The 18,302-nt window shown below is 33.6% G+C and carries 19 protein-coding genes; 9 read left to right on the forward strand and 10 right to left on the reverse strand.

The window, feature by feature from the left end; genetic code table 11:
• Nucleotides 1–261 precede the first annotated feature (261 nt).
• Nucleotides 262–789, reverse strand: coding sequence for a DUF6155 family protein (locus H4V97_RS02320; protein ID WP_209548782.1), 528 nt, complete (start codon nt 787–789; stop codon nt 262–264).
• Between the two features lie 102 nt (nt 790–891).
• Between H4V97_RS02320 and H4V97_RS02325 the strand changes: the two genes are divergently transcribed.
• The 9 genes from H4V97_RS02325 to H4V97_RS02365 all read left to right on the forward strand — a co-directional run bounded on the left by H4V97_RS02325 (nt 892) and on the right by H4V97_RS02365 (nt 8,480).
• Nucleotides 892–1,176, forward strand: coding sequence for a DUF3817 domain-containing protein (locus tag H4V97_RS02325; RefSeq protein WP_196850790.1), 285 nt, complete (start codon nt 892–894; stop codon nt 1,174–1,176).
• Nucleotides 1,169–2,464, forward strand: coding sequence for a mechanosensitive ion channel family protein (locus H4V97_RS02330; protein ID WP_209548783.1), 1,296 nt, complete (start codon nt 1,169–1,171; stop codon nt 2,462–2,464). The genes H4V97_RS02325 and H4V97_RS02330 overlap by 8 nt, the downstream gene beginning before the upstream one ends.
• The gene (locus tag H4V97_RS02335) at nt 2,464–2,703 is read left to right on the forward strand and encodes a CBU_0592 family membrane protein (protein WP_209548784.1); all 240 of its coding nucleotides are present in this window, start codon (nt 2,464–2,466) and stop codon (nt 2,701–2,703) included. The genes H4V97_RS02330 and H4V97_RS02335 overlap by 1 nt, the downstream gene beginning before the upstream one ends.
• Nucleotides 2,704–2,814: 111 nt before the next feature.
• Complete coding sequence (locus H4V97_RS02340; RefSeq protein WP_196850793.1) at nt 2,815–3,219, forward strand: glyoxalase; 405 nt, start codon at nt 2,815–2,817, stop codon at nt 3,217–3,219.
• Nucleotides 3,220–3,518: 299 nt separating this feature from the next.
• Nucleotides 3,519–4,232: an esterase family protein gene (locus H4V97_RS02345; protein ID WP_209548785.1), complete on the forward strand. Its 714-nt coding sequence runs from the start codon at nt 3,519–3,521 to the stop codon at nt 4,230–4,232.
• A gap of 49 nt (nt 4,233–4,281) precedes the next feature.
• Entirely contained in the window at nt 4,282–5,223 is a 942-nt protein-coding gene (locus tag H4V97_RS02350) for a RimK family alpha-L-glutamate ligase (RefSeq protein ID WP_209548786.1), read from the forward strand.
• A gap of 68 nt (nt 5,224–5,291) precedes the next feature.
• Nucleotides 5,292–6,401, forward strand: a complete 1,110-nt coding sequence (locus H4V97_RS02355) for a carboxylate-amine ligase (RefSeq protein ID WP_209548787.1) — start codon at nt 5,292–5,294, stop codon at nt 6,399–6,401.
• Between the two features lie 42 nt (nt 6,402–6,443).
• Complete coding sequence (locus H4V97_RS02360) at nt 6,444–7,274, forward strand: type 1 glutamine amidotransferase (RefSeq protein ID WP_209548788.1); 831 nt, start codon at nt 6,444–6,446, stop codon at nt 7,272–7,274.
• A gap of 15 nt (nt 7,275–7,289) precedes the next feature.
• Nucleotides 7,290–8,480 (forward strand): hypothetical protein, encoded by a 1,191-nt coding sequence (locus H4V97_RS02365; RefSeq protein ID WP_209548789.1) that lies wholly within the window; start codon nt 7,290–7,292, stop codon nt 8,478–8,480.
• A 65-nt stretch (nt 8,481–8,545) separates the two neighbouring features.
• Here the strand turns inward: H4V97_RS02365 and H4V97_RS02370 are convergent, their stop codons facing one another.
• From H4V97_RS02370 to hisB, 9 genes are all read right to left on the reverse strand, one after another.
• Nucleotides 8,546–10,201 carry a M1 family metallopeptidase gene (locus H4V97_RS02370; RefSeq protein WP_209548790.1) on the reverse strand — a complete coding sequence of 552 codons (1,656 nt, stop codon included), beginning with the start codon at nt 10,199–10,201 and terminating at the stop codon, nt 8,546–8,548.
• A gap of 54 nt (nt 10,202–10,255) precedes the next feature.
• Nucleotides 10,256–11,470, reverse strand: a complete 1,215-nt coding sequence (locus H4V97_RS02375; RefSeq protein ID WP_209548791.1) for an acetyl-CoA carboxylase biotin carboxylase subunit family protein — start codon at nt 11,468–11,470, stop codon at nt 10,256–10,258.
• 3 nt (nt 11,471–11,473) lie between these two features.
• The gene (locus H4V97_RS02380) at nt 11,474–12,907 is read right to left on the reverse strand and encodes a leucyl aminopeptidase family protein (protein ID WP_209548792.1); all 1,434 of its coding nucleotides are present in this window, start codon (nt 12,905–12,907) and stop codon (nt 11,474–11,476) included.
• A gap of 60 nt (nt 12,908–12,967) precedes the next feature.
• On the reverse strand, nt 12,968–14,098 hold the full coding sequence (locus tag H4V97_RS02385; protein WP_209548793.1) for an alpha/beta hydrolase: 1,131 nt from the start codon (nt 14,096–14,098) through the stop codon (nt 12,968–12,970).
• A 138-nt stretch (nt 14,099–14,236) separates the two neighbouring features.
• Complete coding sequence (gene hisIE / locus H4V97_RS02390; RefSeq protein ID WP_209548794.1) at nt 14,237–14,836, reverse strand: bifunctional phosphoribosyl-AMP cyclohydrolase/phosphoribosyl-ATP diphosphatase HisIE; 600 nt, start codon at nt 14,834–14,836, stop codon at nt 14,237–14,239.
• Nucleotides 14,837–14,871: 35 nt separating this feature from the next.
• Complete coding sequence (hisF, locus tag H4V97_RS02395) at nt 14,872–15,627, reverse strand: imidazole glycerol phosphate synthase subunit HisF (RefSeq protein ID WP_209548795.1); 756 nt, start codon at nt 15,625–15,627, stop codon at nt 14,872–14,874.
• A 40-nt stretch (nt 15,628–15,667) separates the two neighbouring features.
• The gene (hisA, locus tag H4V97_RS02400) at nt 15,668–16,387 is read right to left on the reverse strand and encodes a 1-(5-phosphoribosyl)-5-[(5-phosphoribosylamino)methylideneamino]imidazole-4-carboxamide isomerase (protein WP_209548796.1); all 720 of its coding nucleotides are present in this window, start codon (nt 16,385–16,387) and stop codon (nt 15,668–15,670) included.
• A 40-nt stretch (nt 16,388–16,427) separates the two neighbouring features.
• Nucleotides 16,428–17,009 carry an imidazole glycerol phosphate synthase subunit HisH gene (gene hisH / locus H4V97_RS02405; RefSeq protein WP_209548797.1) on the reverse strand — a complete coding sequence of 194 codons (582 nt, stop codon included), beginning with the start codon at nt 17,007–17,009 and terminating at the stop codon, nt 16,428–16,430.
• Between the two features lie 80 nt (nt 17,010–17,089).
• On the reverse strand, nt 17,090–18,226 hold the full coding sequence (gene hisB / locus H4V97_RS02410) for a bifunctional histidinol-phosphatase/imidazoleglycerol-phosphate dehydratase HisB (protein WP_209548798.1): 1,137 nt from the start codon (nt 18,224–18,226) through the stop codon (nt 17,090–17,092).
• Between the last annotated feature and the right edge of the window lie 76 nt (nt 18,227–18,302).

The following is an 18,302-nucleotide window of genomic DNA, read 5'->3' on the forward strand; positions in this document are numbered from 1 at the left end:
CTTAATAATCAAAAAAAGAAATTCTATGCTATTTTACCACCTAGAGACATAGAAAAGTGGCAAAAAAGGAGTTTTATTGAAAAATTAAAAGTCTATAGTTGTATGTGGTAAAATTTTAAAATTTATTGACCAGCAAAACAGCTAAAAATATGTGCTTTACAACATTTAGCTTTATGTTCTGCAACTATTTTCTAGCACAAATTAGCACGAATTAATTTGTGAAAATTTGTAATTCGTGTTAAAATTTTAACAGTACAGACTTTAATACTCAAATCGCTCCACTACTGCATTAAATTCTGGTTCGATATGCCATTTTTGTTTAATTGTTTGATTGTGAATGGCTATTATTCTTGTTTTAAAATCGTTTAAAATTCCATTGGCAATCAAAAAAATCACCGCCTGTTCAAAGGAATTGAACATACTTTTGAAAAACAATTCTTGTTTTATAACATTCTCAGAGGAGAAGGTTTGGGCAATTTCAATATTGTAGAGCATTACATCGGCAATTATAAACGGATCGACTCCCAAAAGGATAAAATGCTTAATATATTTTTGAGCAACGGAACGTCTCATTTTTGGTTTGCTGCGTCTTCCTGGTTTTTTTGCAGGATAATATTCATGTGAGATTTTCAGTTTGCATTCCTGCAATAGTGTTTCTTCCTTTGGATTGAAAACAAAATTATAATACACTTTTACAGCGCTAAATTTTTCGTACAATTCGATAATTTGTTCTTCGAGTTGTTCTTTATTCAGTTCTGCCAGATATTTTTTTAAATCGCGCTTGCTCATTATCAAAGTTTAAGAATACAAAAGTAAATTACTTTAGGAATCAATAGATTAAAAATCAATGATAATACTTATTTTTGTCAATTATCAATCAAAATATAGTAAATGCTCAAGATTTTCAAGATTACAGCAATTCTGGAAGGAATATCATACCTGGTTTTATTTTCGAATATGCTTTTCATCAAGCCTACAAATCCAGTACTCTATAAAACATTGCTTTACCCTATTGGGATGAGTCATGGAATCCTATTTATTGGCTATATTGTATTGGCCATTTTACTGAAAAAATCTCAAAAATGGGATCTTAAAAACTTTGGAATAATTTTAATTGCCTCTTTAATTCCTTTGGGTACTTTCTATGTGGACAAAAAATACCTGAAAAATGTATAAATTTATAGAGAAACTATTCACTTTTTTATATCCAATATTTAGGAAATGGGGATTAGGGAGCAGTATAGCTTCTTATCTGAGTTTGATTATAAATATTGCTGTATTATGCTTACTGGCATTTACTATTTATGTAGTATTCAGACTTATTTTGGTAACGGTTATGGTTTTTATAGCCCAAAAAACTAAAACCAAATTTGATGATTTATTGGTTACCAATAAAACAGCCAAATACATTGCCCACTTGATTCCATTGCTATTTATTTACAAATCAGTACCCATAATTTTAGATCGCTATGAATATTGGGAAGGTGTTTTTGGGAAATTGGTGGGAATCTATATCGTCATATTGGTGCTTTGGATTATTCGCACCATTTTTAATGCTTTACGAGATTATTTAAAACTAAAACCAAGATATAGCGACAAACCTATTGACAGTTTTATTCAGGTGATAATGATTATCCTATGGGTGGTTGGGATTACCGTGATTATTTCGAAATTATTTGATATTGATCAAAAAGAACTTTTAACTATTTTAGGAGCTGTTTCGGCGGTAATTATTTTAATTTTCAGAGATACTATTTTAGGGTTTGTTTCCAGCGTTCAAGTATCCATTAACGATATGGTTCGTATTGGGGATTGGATTACAATGGATAAATTTGGCGCCGATGGTGATGTAATCGAGATAAATCTAGCCACGGTAAAGGTTCGAAATTTTGACAATACCACGACCACTATTCCAACCTACAGTTTAAGTTCTGATTCTTTCCAAAACTGGCGCGGTATGCTCAATTCCGATGGGCGAAGGATCAAAAGACACATTCTTATAAAAACGAGCAGCATCCGATTTCTAGAAGAAACCGAATTAAATGATTTGAAAAGAATCAATCTAATCAGTGATTATATAGACACTCGAAAAGCTGAAATTGATGACTATAATTCAACTAATCAAATAGATAAATCGTTGGCGATTAATGGTAGAAATTTGACAAATTTGGGTTTGTTTCGAAAATATATTACGGAATATCTTTTTAATTATCCAGAACTGAATCAAGATATGCTGATGCTTTGCCGCCAGTTGCAATCGACTTCACATGGAGTTCCACTCGAAGTTTATGCTTTTTCTAAGGACAAAGGATTTGAAAATTACGAATATATAATGGCCGATGTTTTTGACCACATTATCGCATCAGTTCCATATTTTGATTTAGAAATTTTTGAATTGCCTTCAGAAGGTAGTTTCGTTGCTGATAATGAATTGCCAAAATTAAAAACAAAAAAAATAATATAATGTCAGTAACAGATTGGATTGGATTTGTAGGGGTGACCATTCTTTTGGTTGCCTACTTTTTAAACTTAAATGACACCATAAAAAAAGAAAGTCTTACATATCTTTTTTTGAATTTTATAGGCGCCGGAATAGCTTGTTTTGCATCCGTTTTGCTAAGTTATTTACCTTTCATTATTTTGGAAGGCTCTTGGACATTAGTTTCCGCTTATGGGATATTTACCTATTTTCGAAAAAAATAAAATATAAAATGGCTTTTTTTCCATTTTATGAAATCAAAACGAAAAATATTCTTTTCATAACATAAAATCAAGTGGTTTCTATTTCTTTTTTTCATAATTTTAAAGAAAAAAATGGACCAACGCGATACTTTTTTAAAACAATTCAGAGGACAAACTATCGGTACTGTTACCTCTCAATCTTCATCTGATGAATCCTTTCAAAATGAAGTTCTTCGACCTATTTTAAAATTACAAAACGATTTGTTTGTAGCGTCGTTCATCAATTATATCGACAAGAATAAAACTGATTTTTATTCGCAAACTACTGAAAAAAAATTGTCGATGATCGAAAACGCAATCCAAAAAGACATCAAATTCAGAAATGCCTTGAAGGGAATGATTATCGGTTTATTTACTTCGAATGAATACGCTCAATACATTAAAAATTCTTCCAGCCTAAACAAAAGAATGATGACTATGCTTGTAGAAAGATTAAAAAGTCAAGTACAGTTATTTGAGGTAAATGCTGATTCATAATTCTTTAAAACAACCAACTATTTAAAAACTTTGTACCATATATTGGTAATTGATTGATGAATTTTTCGAGTAAATACTCGGTTTCTAGCCGCTTCCATCGTTAAATTAAAAAAAGTTGATGTATTAAAAACCATTTGTTTTTGATTATAATTTAAAAAATATGGGCTAATTAATATAAAAATCACAATTTCATTCCTAGTTAATAATCTTTATTGCTTTTTGTGATAATTATTAGTTAAGCTTAATCAAATATCTTTTTTTGCTCGTTTTTTTTCATTATAATTGTTAAAAATAAAGCTATGAAGGAAGAATATTTCAAATGGTATTCCCCCAATCTAAATAGAGATATCGAAATGTTGGTTTTTGGACATGCGGGATTTCCTGTAATTCTTTTTCCTACCTCTATGGGAAGTTATCATGAAAATAAGGACATGGGATTGATTGAATCGGCCAAATGGTATATTGAGCAAGGTTTAATTCAGGTTTTTTGTCCTGACAGCATTGATAAAGACAGTTTTTACAATAAAAATATCCATCCTGTCCATCGTATAGAAAATCACGTTAAATATGACAAAATGATTTGTCATGAAATTGTCGAAAAAGTAAAAAACAGTACTGCTTCCGGCAAAGTGATTATGGCGGGTTGCAGCTTTGGTGGATATCATGCGGCTAATTTTGCTTTTCGTCATCCTGGATATGTGAGTCATCTGTTTTCTATGAGCGGCGCTTTTAACATTAAGAGTTTCATGGATGGTTTTCATAACGACGATGTATTTTATAACAGTCCGGAAGATTATTTACACGGTCTTAATGATTCTGAATTGTGGAATATGGATATCGTTTTAGGAACTTCTAATTGGGATATTTGTTTCGATGCCAATCTAAAATTAAGCAAGGTTTTAAGCGAAAGAAACATCCATCACTGGCTGGATATTCGTCAGGATAAAAATCATGACTGGCCAATGTGGAAAGAAATGTTTCCGCACTATTTATCAAGAATTAAATTTTTTTAAAATAATATAATCAACACAATCAGGTATCAAGTAATTAAAATAGAAAGAGATGAAAAAAATTGGAATTTTATTTGGAATGGAAGATACATTTCCACAAGCGTTTATAGACAGAGTGAATTCGAAAAACGAAAAAGGAATTATTGCAGAAGCGGTTTCCATTGATAAAGTCGTTCAAAATCAAGGTGGTGAATATGCTGTAATTATCGATAGAATTTCACAAGATGTTCCTTTTTATCGTGCTTATTTAAAAAATGCAGCTTTAACAGGAACAAATGTTATTAATAATCCTTTCTGGTGGAGTGCCGACGATAAATTTTTCAATAATGCGTTAGCAGATACTCTTGGAGTTCCATTACCCAATACCGTAATCCTACCTTCAGCGGAACATCCTACGGATACAACCGGAAAATCTTTCAGGAATTTAAAGTACCCGATGTATTGGCAGGGAATTTTCGATTATATTGGTTTTCCAGCGTACATGAAACCGTATGCAGGTGGCGGTTGGAAAAATGTTTATCGTTTAGAAAATAAAGAAGAGTTTTGGGAGAAACATCAGGAAACAGGACAATTAGTGATGATGCTTCAGGAAGAAATTGTTTTCACGGAATATTTCAGAGTGTATTGTTTGGGATGTAAAGCAGTCCGAATCATGCAATATGAACCAAGAAACCCACATCATTTGCGTTATGTAATTGATGGACCGCCAACGGATAAAAAATTATTGGCAACGATAAAAGACTATACTTTAAGACTTTGTAAAGGATTGGGTTATGATTTTAATACAGTTGAATTTGCTGTAAGAGATGGAATCCCTTATGCTATTGATTTTGGAAATCCGGCTCCAGATGCTGAATTAACATCAGTTGGTGCTGAAAATTTTGAATGGGTTGTTGAAGAAGCTTCAAAGATGGCAATCGCTGCCGCGAAAAAACAAAAACCTGGAAAAATGAATCTTACTTGGGGTACGTTTATTAAAGACGCTGCAAAATAGTTTTCAGTCACAGTATTCAGTTAATAGACTGAAAACTGCGACTGCGACTGAACACTAAAAAAATAATTATGTCAAAGAAATTACCAGTTTTTACGCTAGGTGTCGAAGAAGAATATCAAATTATTGATCCTGAAACAAGAGATTTGCGGTCGCATTTGTCTAAAATTGTGGATGGTGCTAAAATAATATTAAACGAGCAGGTGAAGTCAGAAATGCACCAATCTGTGGTCGAAGTGGGAACCAATATTTGTAAAAGTGTTGCTGAAGCTAAGTGTGAAATTAAATTTTTGAGGTCTAAAATTGTAGAATTAGCCGATAAACAAGATTTAATCGTTGGTGGTGCCGGAACGCATCCGTTTTCTAAATGGCAAGACCAGCCCATCACTGATGATCCCAGATACCACGATATTGTGAATGAATTGCAAGACGCAGCGCGATCCAATTTAATTTTTGGGATGCATTGCCATGTAGGAATTGAAAATCGGGAAATTGGATTGCAATTGATGAATCAAGCGACCTACTTTTTGCCTCATATTTTTGCGCTTTCTACGAATTCTCCTTTTTGGGAAGGGCGCAAAACGGGTTATAAATCCTTTAGAACAAAGGTTTTTGATAAATTTCCAAGAACAGGATTACCGGAATATTTCGATTCGGTTGCTGCGTATCAAAATTATTTGGATACGTTAGTTAAAACCAACTGTATAGATAATCCTAAAAAGATTTGGTGGGATTTACGTTTGCATCCTTTTTACAATACGATTGAATTTAGGATTTGCGATATGTGTTTAACAGTGGATGAAACCATATGTATTGTGGCTATTATTCAAGCAATTGTGGCCAAACTTTATAAACTTAACATGAATAATACTAGTTTTAATATTTATAGACTAGCCCTGATAAAAGAAAATAAATTTCGTGCAGCCCGTTACGGAATTGAAAATAACATGATTGATTTTGGTTTGCAAAAAGAGGTGGAAACAAAGATACTAATTCTGGAACTCCTTGATTTCATTGATGATGTAGTCGATGAATTGGGAAGTCGAGACGATATTAATTATGTTCATGAGATTTTGAAAAACGGAACTGGAGCGGACAAACAGTTGGCTATTTTTGAAGAAACAGGTAATCTTTCTCGAGTGGTTGATTTTATTACTGGTGAATTTACAAAAGGATTGTAAATTAAAAATTACCTTTGCCGATTGATTTTTTAAAATAAACGTATGTCCAATAGAATTATAAAGATTGCCTTATTAGATATGTACAATGGTATGCCAAATCAGGGAATGCGTTGTATTATTGATGTCATTAACCGGTTTAGTCCTGTTGTAAGTTTCGAAATATTTGATGTGCGCGTAAAGTGTGAATTACCTGAAATTAACAAGTTTGATATTTATATTTCCACTGGCGGTCCAGGAAATCCAATGGTAGGAGACGGAGAATGGGATAAAAAGTATTACGAATTTATTGACTCCTTGACAAAGTGGAATAACGAAAATGCGATTAAAAAACATGTTTTGTTTATTTGTCATTCGTTTCAGATGGCTTGTCTGCATTTTGGATTGGCAACTGTAACCAAACGAAATGACACCTCTTTTGGCGTGATGACGATTCACAAAACAAAAGAAGGATTAACGGATCCCCTTTTTGAAGGATTGTCAGACCCTTTTTACGCCATTGATTCTCGCGATTATCAGGTTGTACAGCCTAAACTGAGTATTTTTACTAAAAAAGGAGCCAAAATTATTTCTTTGGAAAAAATTAGAGATCACGTGCAATATGAACGTGCTATTATGGCCGTTCGTTTCACGGATTATTTTGTAGGCACGCAGTTTCATCCAGAAGCTGATCCAATAAGCTTTGTCTCGCATTTGAGAAATAAAGAAGCGAAAGAAAAAATCAAGACTATGAAAGGCAAAAAGAAGTTTAGAAACATGCTGGAAGACTTGTTGGACGATGATAAAATATACAGAACCAATGAAACTTTAATTCCAAATTTCCTGCGAATTGCCATAAATGACTTGATGAAAACTAAAAAAATGTTATCTAATTAGTAAATTCTACAGTGTATGATTTCAAAATATCGGGAGTTATTTAATACTCAATTTACAAACAAAAAATATCAAGAATTTAAAGACGATATTGCTTCCGATTTTAATTATTTGCCGACTTTTAGATTAGCCGAAACTCCATTTTTTATTTCAAATGAGTTAAAAGCACAATTGATTGAAGGATGTAATGAGGTTATAGCTTTAATTAAACAAGAAAACTTTAAAGCACTTACTGACACAGCATTAGAATTAAATAATAAAGTTCCAAACGAGGACGAACACACTTCTTTTTTAGCCATCGATTTCGGGATTTGCGTAGAAGATGGTGCGGTTATTCCTAAACTAATTGAAGTACAAGGTTTTCCATCTTTATACAATTATCAGTTTAATTTGTATGAGAAATTTAAGAATCATTATCCTTTTCTTGCTGAATTAACTCCTTTTATAAATGATATTGAACCACAAGCATATCTTGATATTCTGGAAGAAGTAATTTGTAACAAGCATCCAAAAGAAAATGTTATTCTGCTTGAAATTGAACCGGAGAAGCAAAACACAAAAATTGATTTTTATTATTGCAGCAGCGATATTGGTATTCCAATAGTTTGTGTTACTGAACTGATAAAAAAAGGGAAACAACTTTTTTATAAAAATGCAGCAGGAGATGAAATTCTTGTAAAACGAATTTATAATCGAGTTATTTTTGATGAATTGGATTTACGAACTGATTTAAAACTAAATTTCAATTTTTCTGACAATCTTGATGTAGAATGGGCAGGACATCCCAATTGGTTTTTCAGAATCAGTAAATTTATTTTGCCGTTGTTAAAAGGAAAATATTTTATTGAAACTACTTTATTAAGTGAGCTGGAAGTAATTCCGGAAGATTTAGAAAATTATGTGCTGAAACCCTTATTTTCTTTCTCAGGTACTGGCGTAATTTTCCATGTAAAAAAAGAAGATATTGAAGCAATAGTTGAAAAAGAACTTTATATCCTTCAGAAAAAAGTAAACTACATCCCTATAGTACAATCTCCAGATGGAAAAGTAAAAGCCGAAGTTCGTGTGCTTTGTGTTTGGAAAAAAGAGGATGAATCTCCTACTCTACTTTGCAACCTAGTTCGATTGAGTCGCGGCGAGATGATTGGTGTGAAGTTCAATAAGGATAAAGATTGGGTTGGCGGTACTTTGGGATTGTTTGAGAGATAAAAACTATTCGCATAAAAAAGACCAATTTACATATTGGTCTTTTTTGTTTTTCTATTTTATAAAAATTATTCCGAGATATTAAAACCCGCTACATAAAAATTCTCATCTATTTCCAGCTTGGCATTTTCGCTCTTAACAGAAATCGAATCCCAACCTGTTGTTGGTTTCAGTAATTTTCCAGTTCCATTTACCGTTATTTTTATTGGCATATTAAATCCCGGAACACAATTTGTCCATCGGTATCCTAATTTATCGTTTTTGAAAAAATATTCTAAAGTTGGAATTCTAATATCTCTCAGATATTGATTGAAAAAAGCAGATAGATCCATTTCTGTGGATTTACTCAAATAATCTTCAATTTGTTTTGTTGTAACCGTTTGATGATAAAAAGTACTGTTTAATCCTCTTAAAATAGTTCTCCATTTTTCATCATCATTTACAATTTGACGCAACGTATGCAACATATTGGCCCCTTTGTAATACATATCGCTTGAACCTTCATTATTTACATCATAGTAGCCAATTATAGGTTTATCGTTTTGAATATTTTTTCGCAAACCCCTAACGTAAGTATAAGCGGCCTCTTTTCCGTAATAATATTCCAGGAAAAGACTTTCAGAATAATCTGTGAAACTTTCATGAATCCACATATCAGCAATATCTTTGTAAGTGATATTATTGGCAAACCATTCATGTCCAGATTCATGAATAATTATATAGTCAAACTTTAAACCCCAGCCGGTACCACTTAAATCTCTTCCTAAATATCCATTTTTGAAACCATTCCCATAGGTTACACTACTTTGATGTTCCATCCCTAAATATGGTGCTTCAACGAGTTTGTAACTGTCTTCATAAAAAGGATACGGTCCAAACCAATGCTCGAAAGCCTTCAGCATTCGAGGCGCATCTTTGAATTGGATTTTTGCTTTGGCTAAATCATCTCTTAAAACATAATAATTACAATCTAAATCTCCTTTTTCCCCTTTGTATTTCTCCGAAAAAGAAACATAATCGCCAATGTTGATGTTCACACCGTAATTGTTGATGGGATTTGATACCAGCCAATTATATGTTGTAGTTCCGTCTTTCAACTCGGTTACACTTTGCAAACGACCATTGGAGACATCCATCAAATTTTTTGGAACATTTACGCTGATTAGCATACTTTCCACTTCGTCATACATATGATCTTTATTGGGCCACCAAACACTGGCTCCCAATCCTTGACAAGATGACGCTATAAACGGATTACCATTAGAATCTTTTTTCCAAGTAATTCCTCCGTCCCATGGCGGATTTACGGCTATCTTTGGTTTACCTCCATAAAACACAGTGAGTTCTTTTACTGTTCCGGTTCTTTGAGGAGCAACTAATTCTATAATAAATACATTTCCATCCCTTGTATATTTTAATTCTTTTCCGTCTTGAATCACCTTAAAGATTTCCATTGGATTTTGTAAATCTATTTGCATGCGATTGTATTCCTGCAGTACTTGATATTTTATAGTATTGGAACCAGTAATGGTTTGCTCCGTTGGATTTACTTTAATGTCAAGATGATATTGTTTTACATCCCACCAAGCTCTTTCTTTGGTTATACTTCCTCGCAATGAATCCTGTCTGGTAAAAACTTGTTGTGATTTTCCAAGAAGTCCTTGAGCGTTTGCAGCGTTAGAAATAAAAAGGGAAATAAAAATAAAGCGAAAATATATTTTCATGAAATTAGAAATTTTTGTGAATTTTAGATTTGGTTTAGAAAAAAAATTAACAGTCTAATGCAATTTCGCCACTTTATTTTGTTCTACAACTGCCGTAAAATTAGCTACTAATTGATCAGCATAATCATCTAATAATTCAAGAATTCTTTCGTGTTTATCTGATTTTACAATTAGTCCCGCATGATAATCTAATGGAACTTTGAAACAAACTTCAGGATCTGTAAAAGAGGATAAATTAGGATGCTGAAATTTAGACAAAGTCAATACAATACCGGCATATCCTTTTTTTGCTTTTGGCAAAACATATTTCGTTCCTTTAACTAATGCATCTTCTATAGTCGCCCATTCTTTCCATAAGTTAATGTTGGAAGCTTCTGCAACCATTTCGGCGAGATGAGCTCCACCAACGCGAGACGATGTTTCCAGAAAATAAATTTTTCCATCCTCTTTAGATTTTATAAATTCAGTATGAGAGGCACCGTGTTTCAATCCAAAACCTTTCATCACTTGTTCATTAACTTTTTTTATTACTTTGTCATCCTCTGAACCATATGGAATATTTGCCGAACGAAAAACACCGCCACCTTGCGAAATTTCCATTGGCGTAGCCAAATATTTAGAAGTTAAACTGAATATCACTTTACTGTCTACAATCAAACTGTCACAATGATATACATCGCCTGGTTTGAATTGTTCCAATAAATATTTGAATCTGTTATTCCCCATTTCGTTGATATGAATCCACAAACTTTCTTTGTCAAACACTTTTATAATCCCTGTTGCCGAAGCCTCAGAACGTGGTTTCAAAACCCATGGCGCGGGAATAGTATCTGCAAAAGTGTTGATATCAGGGTCATTAAATAACGAACAAAAAGCAGGTATAGAAATACCACAACTTTTGGCTCTCATTCGCATCGCTAATTTATCTCTAAAATAACGTCCCGTAGTTTGGCCCATTCCATCAATTCGTAAATTTTCTCTCAGATAAGTGGCTTTTTCGACATCATAATCATCAAGAGCTACTATAGCATCTATTTTAGTTGTCTTCATTAAATTGCCAACACCTAATAGGAGATGTTCTAAATTCCAGTCAATATCTTGGCCCTCCATGTAAAATATCTCATCAATGTATTCATGTGGCCATGGACTTTTTCTTAATTTTTCGCTGGTTACAAGATAGACTTTGTTGCCCATTTTTTTTAATTGAATTAAAAAATCAGAACCCTTGAAATAATTAGAAATGCAGATGAAGGTTTTAGAATTTTCCATACGTTATAAATTTTCAATGAATTTAGTTAATAAATGAACTCCATAAGCGGTTGCGTGTTTGCTTTTTGCAAATTCGTCGTCTCCAAATGCTACACCAGCAACGTCAAGATGTGCCCAAGCGGTATGTTCCTGCGTAAAATATTCTAAAAATTTAGCAGCACTAATTGCTCCGGCTACTAGTTTTCCGCTGTAGTTTTTTACATCGGCAATATCACTTTCAATATCTTGTTTGTAAACATCCCAAAGCGGTAAAGGCCAAAGTCGCTCTCCTACTGAATCTCCGGAATCTTGCAATTTCTTAGCCATTTCTTCATTATTAGTAAACAAGGCGGCACATTCATACCCAAAAGTACCAACACTGCTTCCTGTTAGAGTGGCAATATCTACGATATATTCTGGTTTGAAATTTTTAATTAAATACGATAATCCATCGGCTAAAACGAGTCGGCCTTCCGCATCTGTATCAATGATTTCTATCGAATTCCCACTGTAACTGTGTATGACATCACTTGGTAAAAATGATTTGGCATCGACCGAATTTTCTGCACAAGGAACTATAGCGGTAACTTTTACAGGTAATTGCAAATCGGCTATGAGTTGCATCGCTCCAAGAACGGCGCCACCTCCTGCCATATCGCACTTCATATGAACCATTCCTGCCGTTTTTATATTTAGTCCTCCGGTATCAAAGGTTATTCCTTTTCCAACCAGACCAACATGCTTCATGGATTTCACTTTTTGTTTTGGAGTGTAATTCATAATGATAAATTGTGGCTCATTTTCACTTCCTTTTCCTACTGCCAAGAAAGCGCCAAGACCCGCAATTTTTGAAGCATCGTAACCTAAAATTTTTACCTCAAATCCATATTTTTCTCCCGTCTCTTTAGCCCAAGTTGATAAGTATTTTGGTGTAATGGTATTTGGGGGTAGATCTACTAAGTTATAAACACCTAATTGTGCTTTTGCAATTTTTATTGCTTTATTAGCCGTCGCCAAATGATCTTTTTCGGAAACTAAATTCAAAGTAAAATCAGAATCTAGAAAAGGATGTGCTTTTTTATCTGCTTTAAAATGACCCAAATCATAAGTTCCTAAAAGCAAACCTGAAATCATCGCTTCCACTTGATCAGCCGTAAATTGTTCCGGTAAAACTAAAGCCACATTCGCGCTTAAATGCTCTTTTTGCTTAGCCGCAATGCGACGAAAAGTAGTTTTTAAAGTTTTATAATCTACTGTTTTTCCTAAACCAACAAATAAATGTAGATTATCCTTTATTTCGGCTAAATAATGCGTGTCTTTTTTGCCGAAAAATACTTTTGCAGGAATCTCTAATCCATCAAACGCAATTGGAACAATATTTTTTTCATAAGTTTCAAAAACTGGAATTATAATTGTTCCTGAAAAATTTGTTAGGTTTTGAATTGTGTTTGTTTTCATTTATCTTTTTTTTAATTCTTTATTAGCATAATAAATCGTTTCACCATACAAGAAAGATTTTTACTTCGTCTGAAAAAACAACCATTCAATTGCTTTTGGAAATTCGTCACTCCAATAGGTTTCACTGTGTTTTCCTTGTCTATTAATGCTTAAATTAATCTTCGATTGGTCTTTTATAAATTCACTGGCAATTAAATTCTCCTTAAACTTTTTTATATGCTCAATCATGGTTGAACTTTCGTCTCCGCCAGCATACAAATAAATCTTGGTATCCGCTAAATTAGCTTTTTTAGGTTTTATTTTTAAATGAGGTATCACCCAAAGCGATGGCGAAAAAATCATCAGTTTTCCATAAACCTCCGGATTTCGCAATCCACTGAAAATACTAACTAATCCGCCCATCGAGCTACCTCCTATTCCAGTAAATTCTCGTTCTTTTTTGGTTCGAAAATTAGTATCCACAAATGGTTTCAGCGTATCAGTTACAAAACGAATATATTTTTTCCCTTGTCCTTTTCCTAAAACTGTTTTTCCAACGTTGTATTCTTTTATTCGATCTTCTTCAGCATGTTCTATGGCTATAATTATGATTTTTCCAATTTTATATTCCGACATAACAGCCAGTTTTTTGTCAATTTCCCAATTACCCATTCCGGATCCTTCATTGAATAAATTTTGAGCATCTTGCAAATACATCACAGGATATCTTTCATCTGAAGTATCATAATCATGTGGCAGCAATGCCCATATTTTTCTGGTTTTATTAAGTTGCGGAATTTCAAATTCATCCGAAATCAGCAAAACCTGCGGTAAAAACGATTGCTTAAATGGCAGCCAGTTTTTTCGCCATCTCGCCACATGCTCTTTTTGTATACCTGCATGACTGACTGTGGAACGATTTTCAGTACGATTACCTTCCGCATCTATCTCTACTTCACTCCAATCGCCTTTCGTAAATTTATATAAAAGCTCGAACGGATAATCAAAATCATGTGAGAATTTATAATGATATAGACTGTTTCCAATTTTCTCCATCAAAAACTCTTTGTCCTGGGTACGCCAATTATTGAAGTTCCCTGAAATATAAACAGGACGATCATCATCTTCGTCGGTAGTTAGGATTATATACAAACCAGTATTTATTATAGTACTATTTAATTCTTGGGTAAAGGTGGTATTGTCTGAATTCATCACTTGCATTGTTATTCTGGTATTTTAAATAAATAGTAAATATAGTGGATTGCTTTTTGAAATAAAAGAAAAAAGAAAATCCAATAGCAATTGAGTTGGCTATTGGATTTTTATTGATGAAAATTAGTTAAAACTATTTTATTTTTGGCGACTTTTAAGAACCTCCACAACATCATTTAACTGAAATCCTTTGGCTTGCAATAAAATAAGATAATGAAATAGTAAATCAGCGCTTTCACTCAGAAACAAATCATCGTTATCATCTTTGGCTTCAATAACCACTTCTATCGCCTCCTCACCTACTTTTTGAGCGATTTTGTTAATTCCTAATTTAAATAAGGAAGCTACGTAACTTTTTTCAGAATCAGCGTTTTCTCTGCGTACTTTAATTGTGTTTTCTAAATGAGAAATAAAACCATAATCTTGTTTGTTTTCTTCCGCCCAGCACGTATCTGTCCCTTTGTGGCAAGTAGGTCCTTCAGGTTTTACTTGGATTAATAAAGTATCATTATCGCAGTCATTTTTGATATCAATTAGATTCAAAAAGTTCCCACTTTCCTCTCCTTTTGTCCAAAGTCTTTGTTTCGTTCTACTATAAAAAGTAACTTTTTTAGTGTCAATCGTTTTTTGATACGCTTCGGCATTCATGAAGCCCAACATCAAAACTGTTTTGGTTTCGCTGTCTTGAATTATGGCTGGAATTAATCCATCTGTATTTTTTGAGAAATCTATGTTCATTTCAATTTAGGATTTAAGATTTTCGATTTAGGATTTTAAAGCCTAACTTCGATATTATTATTTTTAAGCACTTTTTTTAATGTTTTGATTTCAATTTCTTTAAAATGAAAGACACTTGCGGCTAAGGCTGCATCTGCTTTTCCCACTTGAAATGTATCAACAAAATGCTGAATATTTCCAGCTCCGCCAGAAGCTATTATAGGAATATTTACTAAGTTTGAAAGTGTCGCCAACGCTTCATTAGCAAAACCATTTTTAGTTCCGTCATTGTCCATTGATGTAAATAAGATTTCACCTGCACCACGTTGCTCCACTTCTTTGGCCCAATCAAATAAATTCAATTCGGTTGGCACTTTTCCTCCCACTAAATGCACGATCCATTGACCATCAATTTTCTTGGCATCAATAGCAACAACGACACATTGGCTTCCAAATTTCTGTGCCAAATCATTAATCAATTGAGGATTTTTCACAGCCGAGGAATTAATAGAAACTTTATCCGCACCGTTTTGCAATAAAACTTCCACATCTTTCACAGATGAAATTCCACCACCAACAGTAAACGGAATATTAATCGTAGATGCCACTTTACGAACCAAATCCACTAAGGTTTTACGTCGTTCTTCCGTTGCCGAAATATCCAAAAAAACCAATTCATCAGCACCTTCATCCGAATATATTTTGGCTAATTCCACAGGATCTCCTGCATCACGCAAGTCTACAAAATTAACACCTTTTACGGTTCTCCCGTTTTTTATATCCAGACAGGGGATTATTCTTTTTGTTAACATTTTTTTTGTTGTTACGTAGAGACGTTGCAACGCAACGTCTCTACATTATGTAATTTTCCAATTGTTTCAACGAAATCCTTCCTTCATAAATTGCTTTTCCAATTATCGTTCCTTCGCAACCTAATTCGGCTAATTTTGGCAATTCATCAAAAGTAGAAATTCCTCCTGAAGCAATCAATTTTATTCCGTTGGCATTTGCCAAAATTTTAGCGTATAAATCAAAACTAGGTCCTTCTAGCATGCCGTCTTTGGCAATATCTGTACAAATTACATACTGAATCCCTTTGTTTTGATAGTCTTGTATAAACGGAATCAAGTCTTCGTTAGAATCCTCTAACCAACCAGAAACTGCCACTTTTTCATTATTAGCATCTGCTCCCAAAATGATTTTATCCGAACCGTATTCTTGAATCCATTTTTCGAATAATTCTCTATTTTTAACAGCAATACTACCTCCGGTAATTTGATTAGCGCCACTTTCAAAAGCGATTTTCAGGTCAGCATCCGATTTTAATCCGCCACCAAAATCTATTTTCAATTTAGTTTGAGTAGCGATTTGTTCGAGTATTTTATAATTGACAATTTGGCTTGACTTTGCTCCGTCTAAATCCACTAAATGCAAATATTCTATTCCGTGTGCCTCAAATGATTTCGCCACTTCAAGCGGGTTTTCATTGTAAATTATCTTCGTATTATAATCGCCTTTTGATAAGCGAACACATTTTCCGTCGATGATATCTATTGCTGGTATTATTCTCATTCTAATTAGTCTTAAAGTTTGAAAGTCGAAAGTCTTAAAGTTATAGCTTCAAGAAATTCCCTAAAATTTGCTCTCCAACATCACCACTTTTTTCAGGGTGAAATTGAGTTCCGTAGAAATTATCCTTTAGTAAAGCCGAAGCATATTCGACTTCATAATTGGTTGTCGCGATGCTTTCTGCACAATCTGGCGCATAAAAACTATGCACTAAATACATATATTCATTTTCTTTGATGTCAATGAATAATGGCGATTTCAAATTGTAAATTTGGTTCCAGCCCATCTGTGGTACTTTCACTTTTGGAGAAAATTTGATCACATCAACATCAAAAATTCCTAAACCTGTGGTATTTCCTTCTTCTGATTTATTGCACATCAATTGCATGCCCAAACAGATCCCTAAAACGGGTTGTTTTAAGGTTGGAATTAACACATCAAGTCCGCTGTCAATAAGCATTTTCATTGCGGAACTTGCTTCGCCAACACCCGGAAAAATTACTTTATCCGCAGCCTTGATTTCCGTCCAATCATTGCTCAAAGCAGCTTTGAAACCTAATCTTTCAATGGCAAACATAATGCTCTGAATGTTTCCTGCTCCGTAATTTATGATTACTATTTTCATTTTATTAGTCTTAAAGTCCAAAGTCTAAAGTCATAATGCCGTTCAACTTTCGACTTTATGACTTTCGACATGATGACTTATTAAAGCATTCCTTTTGTTGATGGCAAAATCATCTTTTCTGTATCGCGTTTTACTGCAACTTTTATCGCTTTGGCGAAAGCCTTGAAAATCGCTTCAATTTTGTGATGTTCATTAGTTCCTTCTGCTTTAATGTTGATGTTGGCTTTGGCTCCATCTGAGAACGATTTAAAAAAGTGGAAAAACATCTCCGTTGGCATTTTTCCTACCATCTCCCGTTTGAATTCGGTTTCCCAAACCAGCCAGTTTCTGCCTCCAAAATCAATAGCTACTTGCGCCAAACAATCGTCCATTGGCAAACAAAAACCGTAACGTTCTATTCCTAATTTATTCCCTAATGCTTTGGCAAAAACTTCACCTAACGCGATTGCTGTATCTTCAATAGTGTGGTGTTCATCGACTTCTAAATCTCCTTTTACAAGGATTTCTAAATCCATTTGTCCGTGACGTGCGATTTGGTCTAACATGTGGTCAAAAAAGGCAATTCCGGTTTCAATTTTGCTTTTCCCGGTTCCGTCAAGGTTTAAATTAATGTAAATATCCGTTTCATTCGTTTTTCTTTCAATGGAAGCCGAACGCTCTTCTAATTTCAAAAACTCATAAATTACTTTCCAATCAGTAGTTTGTAAAGCAATAACCGAATCTAATTCGTGTCTTTTAGAGGATATTTCATCACCTCCCAAAGCTTCATCTCTATTAATGAATATCGCTTTTGAACCCAAGTTTTTTGCTAATTCTACATCGGTTATTCTGTCTCCAATCACGAATGAATTTTCCAAATCATATTCAGGATTGTCAATATATTGTGTCAACATAGCTGTACCTGGCTTGCGAGTTGGTGCATTTTGGTAAGGAAAAGTTTTGTCGATAAACACTTCCTTGAAAACAACACCTTCATTTTCAAAAGCTTTCATAATTAAATTATGTACGGGCCAAAAGTTAATTTCTGGATGAGAATCAGTTCCCAGACCATCCTGATTTGTTACCATTACCAATTCGAAATCCAATTCTTTGGCTATTTTACCCAAATATTGAAAGGCATTTGGATAAAATTCCAGCTTTTCAAAACTGTCTAATTGATAGTCATTTGGCTCCAAAACCATTGTTCCGTCGCGATCTATAAAAAGTATTTTTTTCATTTATTGTAATTTTACTAAACACAAATTTCACAAATTTACACAAATTAGAAATCAGTGAAATTCTATTTATTTTGAA

The sequence above is a fragment of the Flavobacterium sp. CG_23.5 genome (assembly GCF_017875765.1).
Taxonomy (GTDB): domain Bacteria; phylum Bacteroidota; class Bacteroidia; order Flavobacteriales; family Flavobacteriaceae; genus Flavobacterium.